Source organism: Rhizobium sp. 2MFCol3.1 (assembly GCF_000377565.1).
In the GTDB taxonomy this organism is placed as follows: Bacteria; Pseudomonadota; Alphaproteobacteria; order Rhizobiales; family Rhizobiaceae; genus Rhizobium.
Map to the genome: position 1 here is coordinate 420541 of NZ_KB898354.1, position 16391 is coordinate 436931.

The 16391-nt window shown below is 62.5% G+C and carries 15 protein-coding genes; 5 read left to right on the plus strand and 10 right to left on the minus strand.

Going from position 1 to position 16391, the window contains the following annotated elements:
- Positions 1-32 precede the first annotated feature (32 nt).
- Positions 33-806 carry a class GN sortase gene (locus D460_RS0104985; protein ID WP_026282799.1) on the minus strand — a complete coding sequence of 258 codons (774 nt, stop codon included), beginning with the start codon at positions 804-806 and terminating at the stop codon, positions 33-35.
- Positions 802-3153 carry a marine proteobacterial sortase target protein gene (locus tag D460_RS0104990; RefSeq protein WP_018897414.1) on the minus strand — a complete coding sequence of 784 codons (2352 nt, stop codon included), beginning with the start codon at positions 3151-3153 and terminating at the stop codon, positions 802-804. The genes D460_RS0104985 and D460_RS0104990 overlap by 5 nt, the downstream gene beginning before the upstream one ends.
- 340 nt (positions 3154-3493) lie before the next feature.
- Here D460_RS0104990 and D460_RS0105000 point away from each other — a divergent pair, with 340 nt between their 5' ends.
- Positions 3494-4696: a pyridoxal phosphate-dependent aminotransferase gene (locus D460_RS0105000; protein WP_018897416.1), complete on the plus strand. Its 1203-nt coding sequence runs from the start codon at positions 3494-3496 to the stop codon at positions 4694-4696.
- Positions 4697-4839: 143 nt separating this feature from the next.
- Positions 4840-5994: a GGDEF domain-containing protein gene (locus D460_RS0105005; RefSeq protein WP_037110823.1), complete on the plus strand. Its 1155-nt coding sequence runs from the start codon at positions 4840-4842 to the stop codon at positions 5992-5994.
- Between the two features lie 70 nt (positions 5995-6064).
- Here D460_RS0105005 and D460_RS0105010 read toward each other — a convergent pair whose 3' ends face one another.
- Complete coding sequence (locus D460_RS0105010; RefSeq protein ID WP_026282801.1) at positions 6065-7162, minus strand: calcium:proton antiporter; 1098 nt, start codon at positions 7160-7162, stop codon at positions 6065-6067.
- 235 nt (positions 7163-7397) lie between these two features.
- On the opposite strand from D460_RS0105010, the gene D460_RS0105015 reads away from it, so the two are divergent.
- Positions 7398-7679, plus strand: a complete 282-nt coding sequence (locus tag D460_RS0105015; protein WP_018897419.1) for a DUF2188 domain-containing protein — start codon at positions 7398-7400, stop codon at positions 7677-7679.
- A 29-nt stretch (positions 7680-7708) separates the two neighbouring features.
- On the opposite strand, the gene D460_RS0105020 is transcribed toward D460_RS0105015, so the two are convergent.
- Positions 7709-8620 carry a LysR family transcriptional regulator gene (locus D460_RS0105020; protein WP_018897420.1) on the minus strand — a complete coding sequence of 304 codons (912 nt, stop codon included), beginning with the start codon at positions 8618-8620 and terminating at the stop codon, positions 7709-7711.
- Between the two features lie 78 nt (positions 8621-8698).
- Between D460_RS0105020 and D460_RS0105025 the strand changes: the two genes are divergently transcribed.
- Positions 8699-9697: an SDR family NAD(P)-dependent oxidoreductase gene (locus D460_RS0105025; protein ID WP_018897421.1), complete on the plus strand. Its 999-nt coding sequence runs from the start codon at positions 8699-8701 to the stop codon at positions 9695-9697.
- Here the strand turns inward: D460_RS0105025 and D460_RS0105030 are convergent.
- From D460_RS0105030 to trxB, 6 genes are all read right to left on the minus strand, one after another.
- Entirely contained in the window at positions 9694-10497 is an 804-nt protein-coding gene (locus tag D460_RS0105030; protein WP_018897422.1) for an aminoglycoside phosphotransferase family protein, read from the minus strand. The two genes, D460_RS0105025 and D460_RS0105030, sit on opposite strands and share 4 nt — an antisense overlap.
- A gap of 114 nt (positions 10498-10611) precedes the next feature.
- A complete protein-coding gene (locus D460_RS0105035; protein WP_018897423.1) occupies positions 10612-11733 on the minus strand; it encodes an alkene reductase in 1122 nt (373 codons plus the stop codon).
- A gap of 46 nt (positions 11734-11779) precedes the next feature.
- Positions 11780-12949, minus strand: coding sequence for an MFS transporter (locus D460_RS0105040; protein ID WP_018897424.1), 1170 nt, complete (start codon positions 12947-12949; stop codon positions 11780-11782).
- 2 nt (positions 12950-12951) lie between these two features.
- Positions 12952-13245, minus strand: a complete 294-nt coding sequence (locus tag D460_RS0105045; RefSeq protein WP_018897425.1) for a metalloregulator ArsR/SmtB family transcription factor — start codon at positions 13243-13245, stop codon at positions 12952-12954.
- A 551-nt stretch (positions 13246-13796) separates the two neighbouring features.
- Complete coding sequence (locus D460_RS0105050) at positions 13797-14693, minus strand: LysR family transcriptional regulator VtlR (RefSeq protein WP_018897426.1); 897 nt, start codon at positions 14691-14693, stop codon at positions 13797-13799.
- Between the two features lie 22 nt (positions 14694-14715).
- Positions 14716-15690: a thioredoxin-disulfide reductase gene (trxB, locus tag D460_RS0105055; protein WP_018897427.1), complete on the minus strand. Its 975-nt coding sequence runs from the start codon at positions 15688-15690 to the stop codon at positions 14716-14718.
- Between the two features lie 229 nt (positions 15691-15919).
- Here trxB and D460_RS0105060 point away from each other — a divergent pair, with 229 nt between their 5' ends.
- Complete coding sequence (locus D460_RS0105060; RefSeq protein WP_018897428.1) at positions 15920-16387, plus strand: Lrp/AsnC family transcriptional regulator; 468 nt, start codon at positions 15920-15922, stop codon at positions 16385-16387.
- Positions 16388-16391: the final 4 nt, after the last annotated feature.

The window sequence follows — 16391 nt, forward strand, 5'->3', positions numbered from 1 at the left end:
GACTTGGAGGAGCGGGTGCTTCGGTTCAACCCTCAAGGGGTGGAGGATAACGGCATTGTGTTTCGGCCTTGAACGGAACCGGTCGTTTTCGCGTCCACAAGCTCTGCCTCGACGATATAGCGGAGCGGCCCCCGTTCGGTGGCGCCGAAGGGCCAGCAGGTTGCCAGCACGAGGTTATGGCCATGCGCGGCCGGATCGATGCCGCTGTTGTCCCAGGAGACGACGCGGCCTTCGCCGGCCTTGAATATCAGGCGTTCGCCGTCGCGGCGTGTCACCTCGATCTCATCGCCCGGCTTGACGTCCTTGAGCCAGCGGAAGTGGGTGTCGCGATGGGCGGCGATGACGGAGGTGCCTTCGTCTCCCGGCTGCGGCGTGTTGGTGAGCCATGCGGGGCCGAAGGCGAGCGCCTCGCCGGAGGCACCGGAGAGAACGATCGCCTGCTTGCCGAGGCGGGGGGCGCTGACCTTCGCCTCTGTGGTGAAGTCGGCCCACGGCCAAGGCTTGGCGTCCTCGCCGCGCAGTTCGGCCGCGAAGGCGCGCGCGAGCAGGAATTGCGACAGCTGCGCCTTCGCCTTGATATAGATGCCGTCGCTGATCAGGATCATTCCATAGAGGGCCAGGATGGCGATGCCTGTCGCGATCACCTTCTCGACCACAGAGAAGCGGGGCAGTAGCGCGGAGGGCTGTTTGTTGTCAGGTGTATCGAAGGCGGTTGCCGCCGCCGTCGCCATGGCGAGTTCCAGATAGGTGGGAAGCGGGCCGAAGTCATCGGCCGGCCCGGTCCCGAGGGTTCTGCCCGTTCTAATGGCCACGGCGGGATCCTTGCGCCATGGCGTTGCGGCGCTTCCACGCCATCAGCCCGGTTGCGGCCAGCAGTGCCAGTACCATCATGGTTACGCCACGAGCGATCTGCTCGTCGGCGCGGGTGGCGGTCTGCGGCAACTGGATGGAGGCCGAGCGTTGGGCGATCAGGTTGGCGGCCTTGGGTGTCGGGGCTGCCGCCATGCGGGTTGCCGCAAGCTCTGCCACCTGCTGCAGCGGTGCGGCCATGGCGTGGTCGGGTCCGTTGCCTGATGGTGCCTGAGGGGCGGGGGCGGTTTCGCCGTAGACTTTCTCGAAGTCCCAGCCATCGGGCAGGTTGAGCGGTAGCTTGGCGGAGTCCAGCGGCTTGTCCGAAGGGCGCGATGGGGTGACATCGACGGCGACGAGGCTGGTCATGCGCGAGACGAGGTGATGGGCGAGCGCCACGGTCTCGACGTCCTTGTCGAGCGCTGTCGGGTCCTGGCGCTCATAGGCGCGGGCCTCAAGATCGTCGATCTTGCGGCGCGCCCAGAGCTTGGAGATGCCCTGTCCGTCGGCAGCATTGGCGATATCCATCTCGACGCGCCAGGGCTGGGCGCCGGTCTTGCCCGTTATCTGCAGTTTCCCCGTCGGCTTGGTGTCCGGGAGTTCTGCTGTCAGTACCACGGGTTCGCCGGTGTAGAGGTCGGGCATCGGGTTGGGGGTGATGTCTTCGGCCTTGGCATCCTCGAAAGTCGCCGCGATATCGGTCATCGCCGGGTTTTGCAGCTTCTGGAACAGCTCGGCCATGCGCGTGGCGATCTGGTCGGTGGAGCCGATCTGGGTGAAGGTGCCGCGGCCCATCTCGGCGGCCTTGGTCATGAAGTAGGAGTTGGGAGCCGAGCCGATGCCGACTGTGAAGACGCGGGCGTCGCCACGGTTCTGGGTGATCTCGGTGAAGAGCTGCTGCTCGTTGCCGATCGCGCCGTCGGTGAGGAAGACGACCTGGCGCAGCGCGCCCGCCGCAACCGAACCCTGGTTGCGCAGCGCATCCTGCAACGCGGGCAGCATCTCGGTGCCGCCGTCGGCGTTCAGGCTCCCGACGTAGGATATGGCCTTTTCGCGATTGTCGGGGGAGGCGGCGACGAGGCCGTTGAAATAATCGGTCATCGTGTCATCGAAACGGATGACGTTGAAGCGGTCGTCGGCGTTGAGCCTGGAGATGGCAAGCGCCAAGCTCTCCTTCGCCTGTTCGATCGACGGGCCGGACATGGAGCCCGAATTGTCGATGACGAAGACGACCTCGCGTTTGGCGGGGGCTGCATTCGCATCCGGCGTCGCGGGCGGGGTGACGAAGGCGAGCAGATAGGTCTTGCCGTCGCGCACTTCGCGGAACAGGCCGGCGCTCGGCGTCTTGCCGGGGGCTGCCTTCCAGGTGAGCTCGAAATCCTTGTCGGCGGGAACGGTTTCGCCCTTCAGCGCGATGACGCGGTTCTGGTCGCCGTCGGTCTTGATATCGACATCGTGGAAGGAGGATTTGACGTCGCCGAGCGGGAAGCCGGCCTTCAGCTTTACGGTCAGCGCGACGGGGTTGATCTTGGCGTTTTCACGCGGATCGAGCACCGGTGCTGCGATCTTCTCGCGGTTTTCGACCGGATCGGACGGGACGGCGAAGCCGGCGCCGTTGTTGAATTCGACAGTCTGGACGATCGGCGCCGGATTATAGCGGGGGGCGACGACCATCGGGAAGCGCAACGAGAACTCGCCACCGGACTGGTGGACCGTCTGCTGGTATTCGACCTGCACGACGATGGTTTCGCCGGGGCCGATATTGGCGACCTGGTTGGTGAAGATGTTGGGGCGTTGCTGTTCCAGGAGGGCGGTCTTCTTGCCCTCGGCCTTGGCTTGCTCGTAGATTTCGCGAGCTTCCTGGCGCGGCTTGATCTGGCCTTCGATGAAGCGGTCGCCGATCTGCATCTTCAGGACGTCGACGGCGGAATTTTCAGGCAGCGGGAAGACGTAAGTGCCCTCGACCCAACCCTTGCTCGGGTTCTGGAAGCGCTGCGTGACCTTGACGCGGGCGATGGGGCCGGTGACATCCATCTCGACGTCTGTCTTCAGGCGCGGCGCCTCGACGAAGAAGCCGGGTTCCTTGGCGGGAAAGAGCAGCGAGCCGCTGTTGACGTCGTTCGGCTTGATCAGGCCGGCGAGCTCGCGGGCTTTCGGCTGGCTTTCCTCGGCGGCATAGGCGGCCGTCACCAGTCCTGATGTGACCAGGATGGAGGCGGCGAATGCCACGAATGCGATCAACAGGGATATGGAAACGCGGGCGGCGCGCAGCCGCCTGATGGTGACTTCATCTTCCAGAAACATGGCATGCCCTCAGTAACCAATTTCGGAGATGCAAGAATGCGGCTTCGATCTCGGCGGGCTCGCGACCGAATTGCGGCATGCCACGGCATTTGTTGCGGCCAATTCGTGGCGAAGGGCCGATTTGGCGAAGTTTTTGATTTCAGGGCGTGAATCGGGATCACGCCGGTCGGGCGGTGTCGGATTATGCGAATCACGATCCCGATGGCGCGAATGATCACGAAGAATCATCCGTTTCATCACGCCTTTGGCCTTGAAAAGCCTGTCTACATTGGACATAGACCTTAGCGCGGAATTCCGGCCCCCGGCCGTCTGCTAAAATCAACCGTATAGGACCGATATCATGGCCTTTCTTGCCGATGCTCTTTCCCGTGTGAAGCCTTCCGCCACCATCGCCGTTTCCCAGAAAGCGCGCGAGTTGAAAGCAAAAGGCCGTGACGTGATCGGTCTTGGCGCCGGCGAGCCGGACTTCGATACGCCCGACAACATCAAGCAGGCGGCGATCGACGCGATCAACCGCGGCGAGACGAAGTACACGCCGGTTTCCGGTATCCCTGAGCTGCGCAAGGCGATTGCCGCGAAGTTCAAGCGCGAGAACGGCCTGGATTACTCCTGGGAGCAGACGATCGTCGGCACCGGCGGAAAGCAGATTCTTTTCAACGCCTTCATGGCAACGCTGAATGCCGGCGATGAAGTCGTCATCCCGGCTCCTTACTGGGTGTCGTATCCTGAGATGGTGGCGCTGTGCGGCGGAACGCCTGTTACCGTCATGACGACGCAGGAAAACAACTTCAAGCTCCAGGCTGCTGATCTCGACAAGGCGATCACGCCCAAGACCAAGTGGTTCATCTTCAACTCGCCGTCCAACCCGTCGGGTGCCGCCTATACGCATGACGAACTGAAGGCGCTCACCGACGTGCTGCTCAAGCATCCGCATGTCTGGATCCTGACCGACGACATGTACGAGCACCTGACCTATGGCGACTTCAAGTTCGTCACGCCCGTCGAAGTCGAGCCGAAGCTCTATGACCGCACGCTCACTATGAACGGCGTATCGAAGGCCTACGCGATGACCGGCTGGCGTATCGGCTACGCGGCCGGCCCGATCCAGCTGATCAAGGCCATGGACATGATCCAGGGCCAGCAGACCTCGGGCGCATCGTCGATCGCGCAGTGGGCTGCTGTCGAAGCGCTCAACGGCACGCAGGCGTTCATTCCCGAGAACAAGAAGATCTTCGAAGGCCGCCGCGACCTCGTCGTTTCGATGCTGAACCAGGCCAAGGGCATTTCGTGCCCGAACCCGGAAGGCGCCTTCTACGTCTACCCGTCCTGCGCCGGCCTGATCGGCAAGACGGCGCCGACGGGCAAGGTCATCGAGACGGACGAGGACTTCGTGTCCGAGTTGCTGGAATCGGAAGGTGTGGCCGTGGTTCACGGCTCGGCATTCGGCCTTGGCCCGAACTTCCGCATCTCCTACGCGACCTCGGAAGCACTGCTGGAAGAAGCCTGCAAGCGCATCCAGCGCTTCTGCGGCGCCTGCAAGTAAGCAGTCTTGCTTGAACTTCGAAACCCGCCGGTGACGGCGGGTTTTTTGTTGCGGGTGTGTTTTGCTCCCGCCCATTTAAGGATCGCTAATGACTGCCGCCTATTGGTGCGGTGTTTTTTATAGATTTCATTGCTTTTGGTATCATGACGCTTCAATCCTTCCAGCTCGATCTCGCAACGGTCCTCCTGCTGCATCAATGCTCGTTTCTCGTCGGCGCTCTCTGCTTTCTCTATACTCGCTGGCAGTCGAAGCGCGGCGAGGGGCTGGGCACGCTGGCGATCGGCTTCCTGTCGCTGGCAATGTCGTCGACCTTGGCGGGGCTAGGCGAGCGTTCGGTGCTTTCCCATGAAATCTGGACGTTCGGCACCTTCGTGTTTGGCCTGATCGGCTATTCGGTGTTCTGGGTCGGCATGCGCCAGCTCAGCAGCGGCCGGCGGCGGCGGATCGATTGGCTCGTGCTGATCATTCCAGCGGGGCTGATCGTGACCGCGCTTGTGACGCAATTCTACCTGGTCGACTCGCTTCGCGGCGCGGTCGGGAATTTCGTTTCCTTCCTGTCGCTTGCGGCGGCCACGGCCACCGTGCTGCACGATCGGCGACCGGAACAGCTGCCGGTGCGGATCGTGCTATCTGGCGTGATTGCGCTGTCGTCGCTTCTGGCCTTGCTCATCGTCATTGCCATGCTGACGCCGGCAATCGCTCCGATGACGCCGCGCTGGGCGTTCTTTATCCGCATCATCTGCCATTTCTCGATTGCGCTTTTCGTCATCATCCTGGTGAAGGAGCGGGCCGAGGCGGCGCTGCGGCATGTGGCCGATACGGATATGCTGACCGGTGTCGGCAACCGTCGCTGGTTCACCTCGCGGATGCCGAAGGTCATGCGTGGGGACGATGCGCTGCTGTTGATGGATCTCGACCTGTTCAAGCAGGTGAACGACCGCTTCGGCCACGATACCGGGGATCAGGTACTTGTCAGCTTCGCCGATGCGATCCGCCGCAACCTCAACGCAAGTGGCAGCTTCGCGCGTCTCGGCGGCGAGGAGTTCGCGGCCTATCTGCCGAAGACGAACGCCTTGGAAGCCATGAAGGCGGCCGAACGTCTGGTCGATGTGATCGGCAAGCTCGAAGTGGACAGCAACGGTCAGCGCGTGCCGCTCACCGTCAGCATCGGCGTTGCAACGAGCGCGGATGCGGGCCGCTCCTGGAGCGACCTGCTCAAGATGGCCGACGCGGCGCTTTATGCCGCCAAGGACAGTGGCCGCAATCGCGCCGTTCTCTACGACAAGATCGCGGCGTAGCTGGTCTTGCCACTTGGTAATCCGATTCAGGTTTTCGCCGTAAGGCGTTGATTTCGGATTCTATCCGCCGCTATAGCCCCAGGCTCGCCAGCATCAGGAACGTCGCGAACAGGATGAAGTGCGTCATCCCCTCGATCGCGTTGGTCTCGCCGTCGTTCAGGTTGATGGCGGCGGCAATCAGGGTGATCGTGACCATCACCGTCTGCACCGGCGTCATCGCCATGATGAAGGGCTGGCCGGTGTAAAGCGCGATTGCCTCCATGACCGGGACGGTCAGGATGACGGTCGAGAGCGAGGCGCCCATGGCGATGTTGACCGTTGCCTGCATGCGGTTCTTCAACGCGGCGCGCAGCGCGGTCAGGATTTCGGGTGCGGCCGATATGGTCGCGACGACGAGGGCGGTGAGGCCGATGGGCGCGCCGGTGCCTTTGAAGCCCGTCGTCATGAAGGCTGACATGAATTCGGCCAGCAGGCCGATGATGACAACGCCGGCGAGGATCGTGGCGATCGAGACCGCCGTCGACCCTTCGTCGCCGTGGTCCTCCGATGCGTCCTGTTTGCGCTCGGCGCGGGGATAGCTGTAGCTGAAGAAATAGCTGTGCTGGCCGACCTGCATGCGCAGGAAGAGCGCGTAGAGCGCGATCATCGCGACGATGGTGAAGGCGGAATAATAGTGCCATTTCTCGTCGGGCACGAATTCCGGGACGATCATCGAGATGCCGATCGCCGTCAGAATCATCACGCCATAGGTCTTGCCGGAGTTGTCGTTATAGGGCTGTTCGCCGTGCTTCAGGCCGCCGAGCAGGGCGGCGAGGCCGAGGATGCCGTTGATATCGAGCATCAGCGCCGAATAGATCGTATCGCGCACCAGCGTCGGCGAGCTTTCGCCTGACATCATGATGGCGAGGATGATGACCTCGACGGCGACGGCCGAGAGCGTCAGGATCATCGTGCCATAGGGATCGCCGACCTTGATGGCGAGGATTTCGGCGTGATGGGCCACACGCATGGAGGCGAGCACGATGGTCACGATGAGGGCGGCAGCGGCAAAAAGGGCCGCGCCCTGGCCCATCTCCATGATCGCGTGTTCCGACAGAAACGCCGCCACGCCGACCGCAATCGCGATCAGCAGGTACCGTTCGGTTTTCAGGCCTGACACTATCCCCAACGTCGAGCTCCGATCTTGATTCATGTATCAAGTCTAAGGCGATGATTTCACATATCAAGTCGGCGATTGCGCGGGGCAGGTTTGCAGTCTTGGGCATTTAATGGAATACTGCCTCATCGGTCAGCCGGAAGCATATCGCGGCGCCTCTCGTCTTTTTGCCAGATGGCACCGCGCTAAACAGGATCCAATCCTGTCGGTTCGGTGTGTTGAACCAAGCAAAAGAGGAGTGAAGTGCATGGTCAAGGTGGTCTATGAAGTCGTCCAGCACGATGGCGGCTGGGCCTACCGGCTGGGAAACGTGTATTCCGAGGCCTTCCCGACACATTCCGAAGCGCTTGAGGCGGCCCGTATCGTGGCGGCCGAGCAGCAGGTCGGCGGCGATTCCGCCGAGATCAGCTGGCAGGACGACAAGGGCAAGTGGCACGAGGAATATGCCGAAGGTGGCGACCGTCCGGAGACCGAGGTGGTCGATGGCAACTGGAAGACCCACCAGGCCGCAACGTCGCCACGCGCCTGACCGATCGCACTCTGTCATGAGGCGTCCCGTCAGTCCCGGCGGCCGAGCGCTCCTTCCCTGATATAATCGAGCAGGCCCGCGACCAGCGCGTCGAAGGTGACGCGGTAGCGCGGCGAGGTCTTGATCGCCTCGTGCATCACCACCCAGGTCGCGAGCGGGATTTGAAACGCCTGCGGCAGCACGTGGACAAGATCCTCATCCGACGCCGCCAGTCCTGTCTGGCACATCCCTATCCCCAATCCCGACCGGATCGCCGCCATCTGCGCCAGCGTGCTGTCGGCCTTGAAGCCGAAGGTGAGGTCGGCGAAGACAGGGTAGCGTTTCAGCATCGTCCTGACATAGCCGGTGTGCCGGTCGAAGCCGATCAGGCGGTGGCCCTCGAGATCGGCCAGGGTTTCAGGCGTGCCGCGATGGTCGAGATAGCGTTTATGGGCGTGGAAGCCGAGCGGAATGTCGCCGATGCGGCGCACCACCAGCGCGTCCTGTGTCGGCTCGCTCATCCGCACGGCGATATCGGCTTCGCGGCTCAGCAGATCCTCGACCGCGTCGGAGGCGGAGAGCTCGATCTCAAGCTCCGGATATTGCTCCATCAGCGGTGCCAGGATCGAGGGCAGAACCTCGACGCCGATCACCTCGCTGGCGCTGATGCGGACCGGTCCGGCGATGCGGTCGCGGTGGCCGGAGGCGGTGCGCAGCAGGGCGGCGGAGGTTGAGGCCAGCGTTTCGGCATAGGGCCGGAGTTCGAGGGCGGCTTCGGTCGGCATCAGGCCGCTCTGCGAGCGGACGAAGAGTTGCGTGCCGACGATCTCTTCCAGGGCGTCGATGTGGCGGCCGATGGTCGGCTGCGTCAGGCCGAGCTCGCGGGCGGCGGCCGATAGCGAGCCGTGGTGGAGCACGGCGAGAAGGGTGCGGTAGAAATCCCAGCTTGGCTCTGTCATCATTCAAATACGTATAGATGAGATACGAATTTCGTCAATTTCGTTTATCTATGCGTGAGCGCATCATCTCACGATCAACAGATGGAGACGATGATGACACAGCAGATCGCACTTGTACTCGGAGCAACCGGTGGCATTGGCGGCGCGGTTGCCCGCAAGCTTGTTTCGCGCGGATGGCATGTCCGCGCGCTGAACCGCAATGTAGAGAAGGCGCGCGGCGCCGAGCCCTGTTTGAACTGGGTGAAGGGCGACGCGATGCGCACCGCCGATGTGATGGCGGCGGCTGAAGGGGTGAGCCTGATCGTGCACGCCGTCAATCCGCCCGGCTATCGCGACTGGGAAAAGCTGGTGCTGCCGATGCTCGACAATACGATCGCGGCCGCAAAGTCGGTCGGCGCAACGATCGTACTTCCCGGCACGGTCTACAATTTCGGGCCGGACGCGTTTCCTGTTTTGCGCGAGGATAGTCCGCAGCATCCGGTGACGAAGAAGGGTGCCATCCGCGTCGAGATGGAAAAGCGGCTTGAGGCCGGATCGCGTGATGGGGCGCCGGTCATCATCGTGCGCGCCGGCGATTTCTTTGGGCCTGGAGCGGCGAGCAGCTGGTTCTCGCAGGGCATGATCACGCCGGGCAAGCCCGTTTCCACCGTGACCAACCCGGCACGGAAGGGCGTAGGGCATCAGTGGGCCTATCTGCCTGACGTGGCGGAAACGATGGTCCAATTGATCGAGCGCCGCGATCGGCTGTCTGATTTCGCCGTCTATCACATGGACGGCTTTTGGGATCGCGATGGGCAGCAGATGGTCGAGGCGATCAGGCGCGCCGTTGGCGGACGGGTGAAGGTGCGGGGCTTTCCCTGGTTCGTCGTGCCGCTGGCGGCACCCTTCGTGACCTTCATGCGCGAATTGAAGGAGATGCGCTATCTCTGGCGCGAGCCGATCCGGATGAACAATGACCGGCTGGTGGCCGAACTCGGTTTCGAGCCGCGCACGCCTGTTGATGAGGCCGTCAGGATGACCTTGTCGTCGCTCGGCTGCCTGGAGGAGCAGAAGGCGGGCGCAGTGGCGCCGCGTGACTAGTCTTGGTTTAGCTCCGCGAGCGCGATGCGGGCGACGATGAGCGGGCTCTGCGCTTCCGATGACATGCCGTCGTCGAGAAACCAGGCGGCGGAGAGGCCGCAATAGGCGGCGATCCAGCGCAGCAGGCGCTCGGGCTCGATGTTGGCGGCAGCGGATATGATCGGCAACTGGCGACGGAGCCGATCGGGGTCGGTGACCGTCGAGAGTTCCGGGTTGGCGAAGATGTTGGCGTAGTCGAAGCCGCGCTCGCCAACCAGGCCCTTCGGATCGATCGCCAGCCAGCCGTGTTCCCCGAAATCGAGGACGTTGCCGTGGTGGATATCGCCGTGCAGGACCGTCTCGTCACGGGGGTCGGCGAGCAGCGCGGCGGCGATGTCGTGGCAGTCGGTGAGCACGCCGCCGTATTTGCCGGCGGCCGGTGCGAGATCGCGGAACCATCGGGTAAGGGGAATGAGTGGCGGTCGCTGCGTTTGGCGTGGTGCATGCAGTCTGGCGACGGTGTCGCAGAGGATGCGGCTTGCCTCATCATCCTCGCCTTCAGTGGCCATGGTGAGCAGCGAGCGGCCACCTTGGGCTCGTTCGAGCACGATCGCATCGGCGTCGTGGCAATAGACCTTGGCCGCGCCGCTTCCATCCCACCAGTGCATCACGGCGGCGCCCGATCGCTCGGCTTCGTCGGCGCTCAACTTCAGCATGGCCGGCTTGCCGCGCCATAACACGGGCAGGAGGTTGCTGGAGTGGGTGACGACAGGCTCGCCGTCAGGGGTGAGGTGCCAGCGGTCGAGATAGGGCTTGAACATGGGTGGGATGCTAGCCGGTCGCGGCCGGAAAGGGAAATGACGTGGACCCAGAATGACATGGGCCAGAAAGAGAAATCCCGCCGGGTGGCGGGATTTCGAGGTTTGCGGTGTTGTTTAAGCGACCTTTTCGAGGACCGGGTAGTCGATGTAGCCCTTCGGGCCGCCGCCATAGAGGGTGGCCTGGTCGATTTCGTTGAGCGGGGCGTTGGCCTTGAGACGCTCGACGAGATCGGGGTTGGCGATGAACGGCTTGCCGAAGGCGATCAGGTCGGCCTTGCCGCTTTCGGCTGTGTCGATGGCGAGCTGGCGATCGTAGCCGTTGTTGACCATCCAGCTAGCCTTGCCACCGGCCTTTTCATAGGCGGCGCGCAGGCCGGCATAGTCGAAGGGCTTGTCGCCCTGCTGGAAGTTGCGGTCGCCGCCGGTAGCACCCTCGATGATGTGGATGAAGGCGAGATCGTACTTCGCCAGACCCTCGACGACGTAATCGAAGAGCGGCTGCGGGGCAGCGTCGGATGCGTCGTTAGCGGGGGTGACCGGCGATATACGGATGCCGGTGACGCGCGGGCCGATTTCCTTGGTGATCGCATCGACCACTTCGAACAGGAAGCGGGCGCGGTTTTCGATCGAGCCGCCATACTGGTCGGTGCGGTCGTTGATGTCGGCGCGCAGGAACTGGTCGATCAGGTAGCCGTTGGCGGCGTGGATTTCGACGCCATCGAAGCCGGCATCGATCGCGGCGCGGGCGGCCTTGCGGTAGTCCTCGACGATGCCCGCGATCTCGGCGGTTTCAAGCGCACGCGGCTCGGAGGTCTCGGCGAAGCTTCCGGTGCCGTCAGCGTTGACGAGATAGGTCTTCGACTTGGCGGCCTTGTTGCTCGAGGAGACCGGCTTGCCGCCGTTCGGTTGCAGCGTCGTGTGCGAGATACGGCCGACATGCCACATCTGGACGACGATCTTGCCGCCATGGGCGTGCACGGCGTCGGTCACGCGCTTCCAGCCATCCAGGGCTTCCTTGCTGTAGAGGCCGGGGACGTCGGCATAGCCCTGGCCCTGGTGGGTGATCGCGGTCGCTTCCGTGACGATCAGGCCGGCGGAGGCGCGCTGCGTGTAATATTCAACGTTGAGGTCGTTCGGCACGGCGCCCGGCGAGCGGTTGCGGGTCAGCGGGGCCATGACGATGCGGTTCTTGACGGCGATATCGCCAACCTGCGTGGGTTCGAAGAGCTTGCTCATGGGAGGTCCTTTCGGTGGTGCTAGTGGTTTGGGGGCGTTGGAAGGATCATTCAGCCGGGGCAGGCATGGCTGCCTTGCCCTTGGCGGAGAGATAGGTAAGTGCCGTGACGACAAGGCCGATCAGGGCCATGAAGGCGGCGACAAGCGGCACGCGGGTCATGTCGAAGCCAAGCTCGATGGCCATGCCGCCAGCCCAGGCGCCGAGCGCGTTGCCGGTGTTGAAAGCGCCGATATTGATCGTCGAGACCAGATTGGGCGCATCCTTGCCGAAGTGCACGACGCCGACCTGCAGGGCGGGGACGGCGGCGAAGGTCGCCACGGCCCAGACGAAGAGGGTGATTTCGGCGGCGATGAAATAGGGGCTGGTGAAGCCGAAGGCGACCGAGGTGACGGCGATCATCGCGAAGACGCCGGCAAGCGTCGGCCCAAGCTTCCAGTCGGCGAGCTTGCCGCCCAGCAGATTGCCGACGGTGAGGCCGAGGCCGATCAGGAACAGCGTCCAGGTGACGCCCTGCGGCGTCAGGCCGGTGACATCACGCAGCAGCGGCGCGATGTAGGTGAAGAGCGCGAACATCGAGGCGGAGAAGAAGACGGTGGTCGACAACGCCAGCCAGAGGTGGCCATTCTTCAGGGCGGCGATCTCGCGGAAGATGTTGCCCTGTTCTTCCTGTTTGTCCTTAGGGAGGACGGCGATCAGGCCGGCGATGGTGATAACGCCGAGGATGGTGACGACCGCGAATGTCGAGCGCCAGCCGAATGCCTGGCCGATCGCGGTGCCGAGCGGCGCGCCGAGCACGTTGGCAAGCGTCAGACCGGTGAACATCAGCGCCACGGCGCGGGCGCGGCGATCCGGCGCCACAAGGCTGGCGGCGACAACGGAGCCGATGCCGAAGAAGGCGCCATGGCAGAGCGCGGTGACGACGCGGGCGATCATCAGCACCCAGTAGCTCGGCGCCAGCGCGCAGAGCAGATTGCCGGCGATGAAGAAGGCCATGAGCGCGATCAGCGCCGTGCGGCGCTTCAGATGCGCGGTTGAGATCGCCATGACAGGGGCGCCGACGGCAACCGCGAGCGCGTAGCCGGTGACGAGCCAGCCGGCCTGCGGGATCGTCACCGCAAGGTCGGTGGCGACTTCGGGCAGCAGGCCCATGATGACGAATTCGGTGGTGCCGATCGCAAAAGCGCTGAGCGCCAGGACGAGGAGGGCGAGGGGCATGTTTAGAGATCCTGTGCCAGTTGCTTGAGGAAGGCAGCGATAGTTTCTTCGTTGCGCTTGTAGAATATCCACTGACCGACGCGGCGCGTGGTCACGAGATTGGCACGGCTGAGCATGCCCAAATGGGCGGAGACGGTCGATTGCGAGAGGCCGCAGCGTTCGAACTGGCCGGCGCAGACACCCATCTCGAGCGGGTGCTCCTGCGAAGAGAAATGCTCTTCGGGGTTCTTCAGCCAATTCAGAATCTCCATCCGCTTGGGATGGGAAATCGCTTTCAGGATTTCGTCGTTGTCCATCGTCGTTTACCGAACCATAAATCGTTTCTGACCGATATATGGATCGACGGTTTTCGATGTTCAAGACATGCGCGAACGGCGCGTGCGATTTTTTCCTTGGTTAAATTTTAAGCAAAAAAAGAGGGCCACCGAATGAACGGGGCCCTTTAAGGTGTGAAGGTTATTCAACCTCCAGAGGGGAACAGCTAATGCAGCGGCACTGGGAGAGAACCGCCATGTGCATCAACTGAGTGCGATATGATGCTTTAGCGGGCAGATTTCAATGCCCTTTTGCGCATGCCTGCTATGCAATGCAGCATTTTTTGCTGCGATGCGGAAAATTAGGGCAAATCAAGGCAAAAAAAGAGGGCCACCGAAAGCTCGGGGCCCTTTATAGGTATGAAGGTCTAAACCTCCAGAGGGGAACAGCTAATGCGGTGGAACTGGGAGGAAAAGCCACCGTGTGCATCAGCTGAGGTTGATATGGTGTTTTAATGTGCAGCCGGCAACCAATTTTTGTGCATGTCAGGCATGCGCGCTCTGCACGGCTGCGAATTTCGCCGTAAAATCAGTTAGAAGCTCCAGTTTCTGGCCTTGCTGACGATGAAGTCGCGGAAAGCCTTGAGCTTGGCGGCGTTCTTCATTTCGTCGGGATAGCAGAAATAGGTGTCGAAGGACGGCACGTCAGCATTGATCGGCAGCTGAATCAGGCCCGGGTCGCGGCCGACGATGTAGTCGGGCAAGCAGGCGACGCCCATGCCGAGCAGGCAGGCGCGCTTGATCGAGGTCTGGCTGTTGATCTGCAGGTGCGGAATGCGCTTGTTGTCCGATGAGCGGCCGGCGATTTCTAGCCAGTTCACGTCGAGCAGATAATTGGGCGCCGGTTCGCCGAAGGTGATGATTCGGTGGTTGTCGAGATCCTCGACCGCCTGCGGCTCGCCATATCGGTTGATATAGGAGGGGGCCGCATAGACGTGCATGTGCACGGTGAACAGCTTGCGCTGAATGAGATCGGATTGCTGCGGCTGGCGAAGACGAATCGCGCAATCGGCGTAGCGCATGTTCACATCCACTTCCTCGTTGTCGAGGATGAGCTGGATCTGGACATCCGGATAGAGCTGCATGAACTCCTGAATCTTGTCCGTGAGCCAGCCCTGGCCGAGGCCGACCGTGGTCGTGACGCGAAGCTTGCCAGACGGCGTTTCCGTCGTCTCGGTGAGCTGCATCTTCACGGTTTCGAGCTTCAACAGCACGTCATGGGCGGTGCGGTAGAGCAGCTCGCCCTGTTCGGTGAGGATGAGGCCGCGGGCGTGGCGGTGGAACAGCTTAGTGCCGACATCCTGCTCCAGCGCGCTCACCTGACGGCTGATCGCGGATTGGGACAGATGCAGCTTGTCGGCCGCGTGCGTGAACGAACCGGCTTCGGCAGCTGCGTGGAAAATACGCAGCTTGTCCCAGTCCAACGGCATTCCACCACCCCTCATGCCGATATTACTCCGCAGCTACGGCGACGGGCACAAGGCCCGTGAGATAACGTTCGGCCTCGAGCGCTGCCATGCAGCCCATGCCGGCGGCGGTGATCGCCTGGCGGAAGGTGTCGTCGGTGACATCGCCGGCCGCGTAGACGCCCTCGACCGAGGTCGCGGTCGAATCCGGCGCGGTCCAGAGGTAACCGTTGTCCTTCAGCTTCAGCTTGCCCTTGAAGAGCTCGGTTGCCGGCGCATGGCCGATCGCCACGAAGACACCGTCGATCGTGTGGTCGGCAACAGTGCCGGTGCGCGTGTCGCGCAGGCGAACGCCTGAGACCGACGGCGGCATCGGCGGCTTGGCCGGCGCGCCGGTGATTTCGGCGATCTCGGTGTTCCAGAGGATATTGACGTTCTCCTTGGCGAAGATGCGTTCCTGCAGGATCTTTTCCGAGCGGAAACTGTCGCGGCGGTGAACGACCGTCACGGTCTTGGCTATGTTCGAGAGATACAGCGCCTCCTCGACGGCAGAGTTGCCACCGCCGACCACGATCACGTCCTTGTTGCGATAGAAGAAGCCGTCGCAGGTGGCGCAAGCGGAGACGCCGAAGCCCTGGAAGGTCTGTTCGCTCTCGATGCCGAGCCACTTGGCCTTGGCGCCGGTGGCGATGATCAGCGTGTCGGCGGTCCAGACCTGGCCGCTATCGGTGCGGGCGACGAAGGGGCGCTGGTTCATCTCGACTTCGGTGACGATGTCGTTGACGATCTCGGCGCCGACGTGCTTGGCCTGCTGCAGCATCTGGTCCATCAGCCAAGGGCCTTGGATCGGATCGGCGAAGCCCGGATAGTTCTCGACGTCGGTGGTGATCATCAGCTGTCCGCCTTGCTCCATTCCTGCGATCAGGACCGGCTTCAGCATCGCGCGCGCCGCATAGACGGCAGCGGTATAGCCGGCGGGGCCGGAACCGATGATGAGCACCTTGGTGTGGCGGGCGGACATGAGACTTCCTTTCAACTGGCTGGACGCGCTGGATATAAGGCGAATACGGCCATCACGCGTCCATGCGTTATTTATGAACGACCAATGCTTTTATTCAAGGGCAGCCTTGCGTTACCAACAAGGCATTCGATGTGGATGTGCAAGATTCCGTCATCTCAGGGAAAGATTCTTGCGTATTGTGCCGCTTTATATAGAAGCTGGATTCACGATTTTAAAGAAAGGCACTCGCTTGGTTCGCGCTGAACTGGACGCTATCGATATCAAGATCTTGCGTGAGCTGCAGGCGGATGGACGCATGACCAACGTCGAGCTCGCCGACCGGGTCGGCATCTCGGCGCCGCCCTGTCTTCGGCGTGTGCGCAAGCTGGAAGAATCAGGCGTCATCGAAGGCTACCACGCGATGCTGAACAGCCCGAAGCTGGGCTTCGATCTCGTCGCTTTCTGCATGGTCGGTCTCAAGCATCAGTCGGAAGCCAATCTCAAGGCGTTCGCTGCGGCGACGACGCAGTGGCCGCTGGTGCGCCAGGCCTGGATGGTTTCGGGCGACAGCGATTTCCTGCTGCATTGCGTGGCCGAGAACCTGACGCGGTTCCAGGACTTCGTCATCGAGGTGCTGACCGCCAACGAGCATGTCGACACCGTGCGCACCATGCTGACGATCCGCCAGATCAAGAAGCTCGGATTGACCGAAGTCTGATTTG

Bases quoted from the DNA above. Each gene is read 5' to 3' on its own strand.
- D460_RS0105030 (WP_018897422.1), bottom strand. From the start codon at position 10,497: ATGTTCAAGCCCTATCTCGACCGCTGGCACCTCACCCCTGACGGCGAG.
- D460_RS0105045 (WP_018897425.1), bottom strand. From the start codon at position 13,245: ATGGACAACGACGAAATCCTGAAAGCGATTTCCCATCCCAAGCGGATG.
- D460_RS0105015 (WP_018897419.1), top strand. From the start codon at position 7,398: ATGGTCAAGGTGGTCTATGAAGTCGTCCAGCACGATGGCGGCTGGGCC.
- trxB (WP_018897427.1), bottom strand. From the start codon at position 15,690: ATGTCCGCCCGCCACACCAAGGTGCTCATCATCGGTTCCGGCCCCGCC.
- D460_RS0105040 (WP_018897424.1), bottom strand. From the start codon at position 12,949: ATGCCCCTCGCCCTCCTCGTCCTGGCGCTCAGCGCTTTTGCGATCGGC.
- D460_RS0105020 (WP_018897420.1), bottom strand. From the start codon at position 8,620: ATGATGACAGAGCCAAGCTGGGATTTCTACCGCACCCTTCTCGCCGTG.
- D460_RS0105025 (WP_018897421.1), top strand. From the start codon at position 8,699: ATGGAGACGATGATGACACAGCAGATCGCACTTGTACTCGGAGCAACC.
- D460_RS0105005 (WP_037110823.1), top strand. From the start codon at position 4,840: ATGACGCTTCAATCCTTCCAGCTCGATCTCGCAACGGTCCTCCTGCTG.
- D460_RS0105035 (WP_018897423.1), bottom strand. From the start codon at position 11,733: ATGAGCAAGCTCTTCGAACCCACGCAGGTTGGCGATATCGCCGTCAAG.
- D460_RS0105000 (WP_018897416.1), top strand. From the start codon at position 3,494: ATGGCCTTTCTTGCCGATGCTCTTTCCCGTGTGAAGCCTTCCGCCACC.
- D460_RS0104990 (WP_018897414.1), bottom strand. From the start codon at position 3,153: ATGTTTCTGGAAGATGAAGTCACCATCAGGCGGCTGCGCGCCGCCCGC.
- D460_RS0105050 (WP_018897426.1), bottom strand. From the start codon at position 14,693: ATGCCGTTGGACTGGGACAAGCTGCGTATTTTCCACGCAGCTGCCGAA.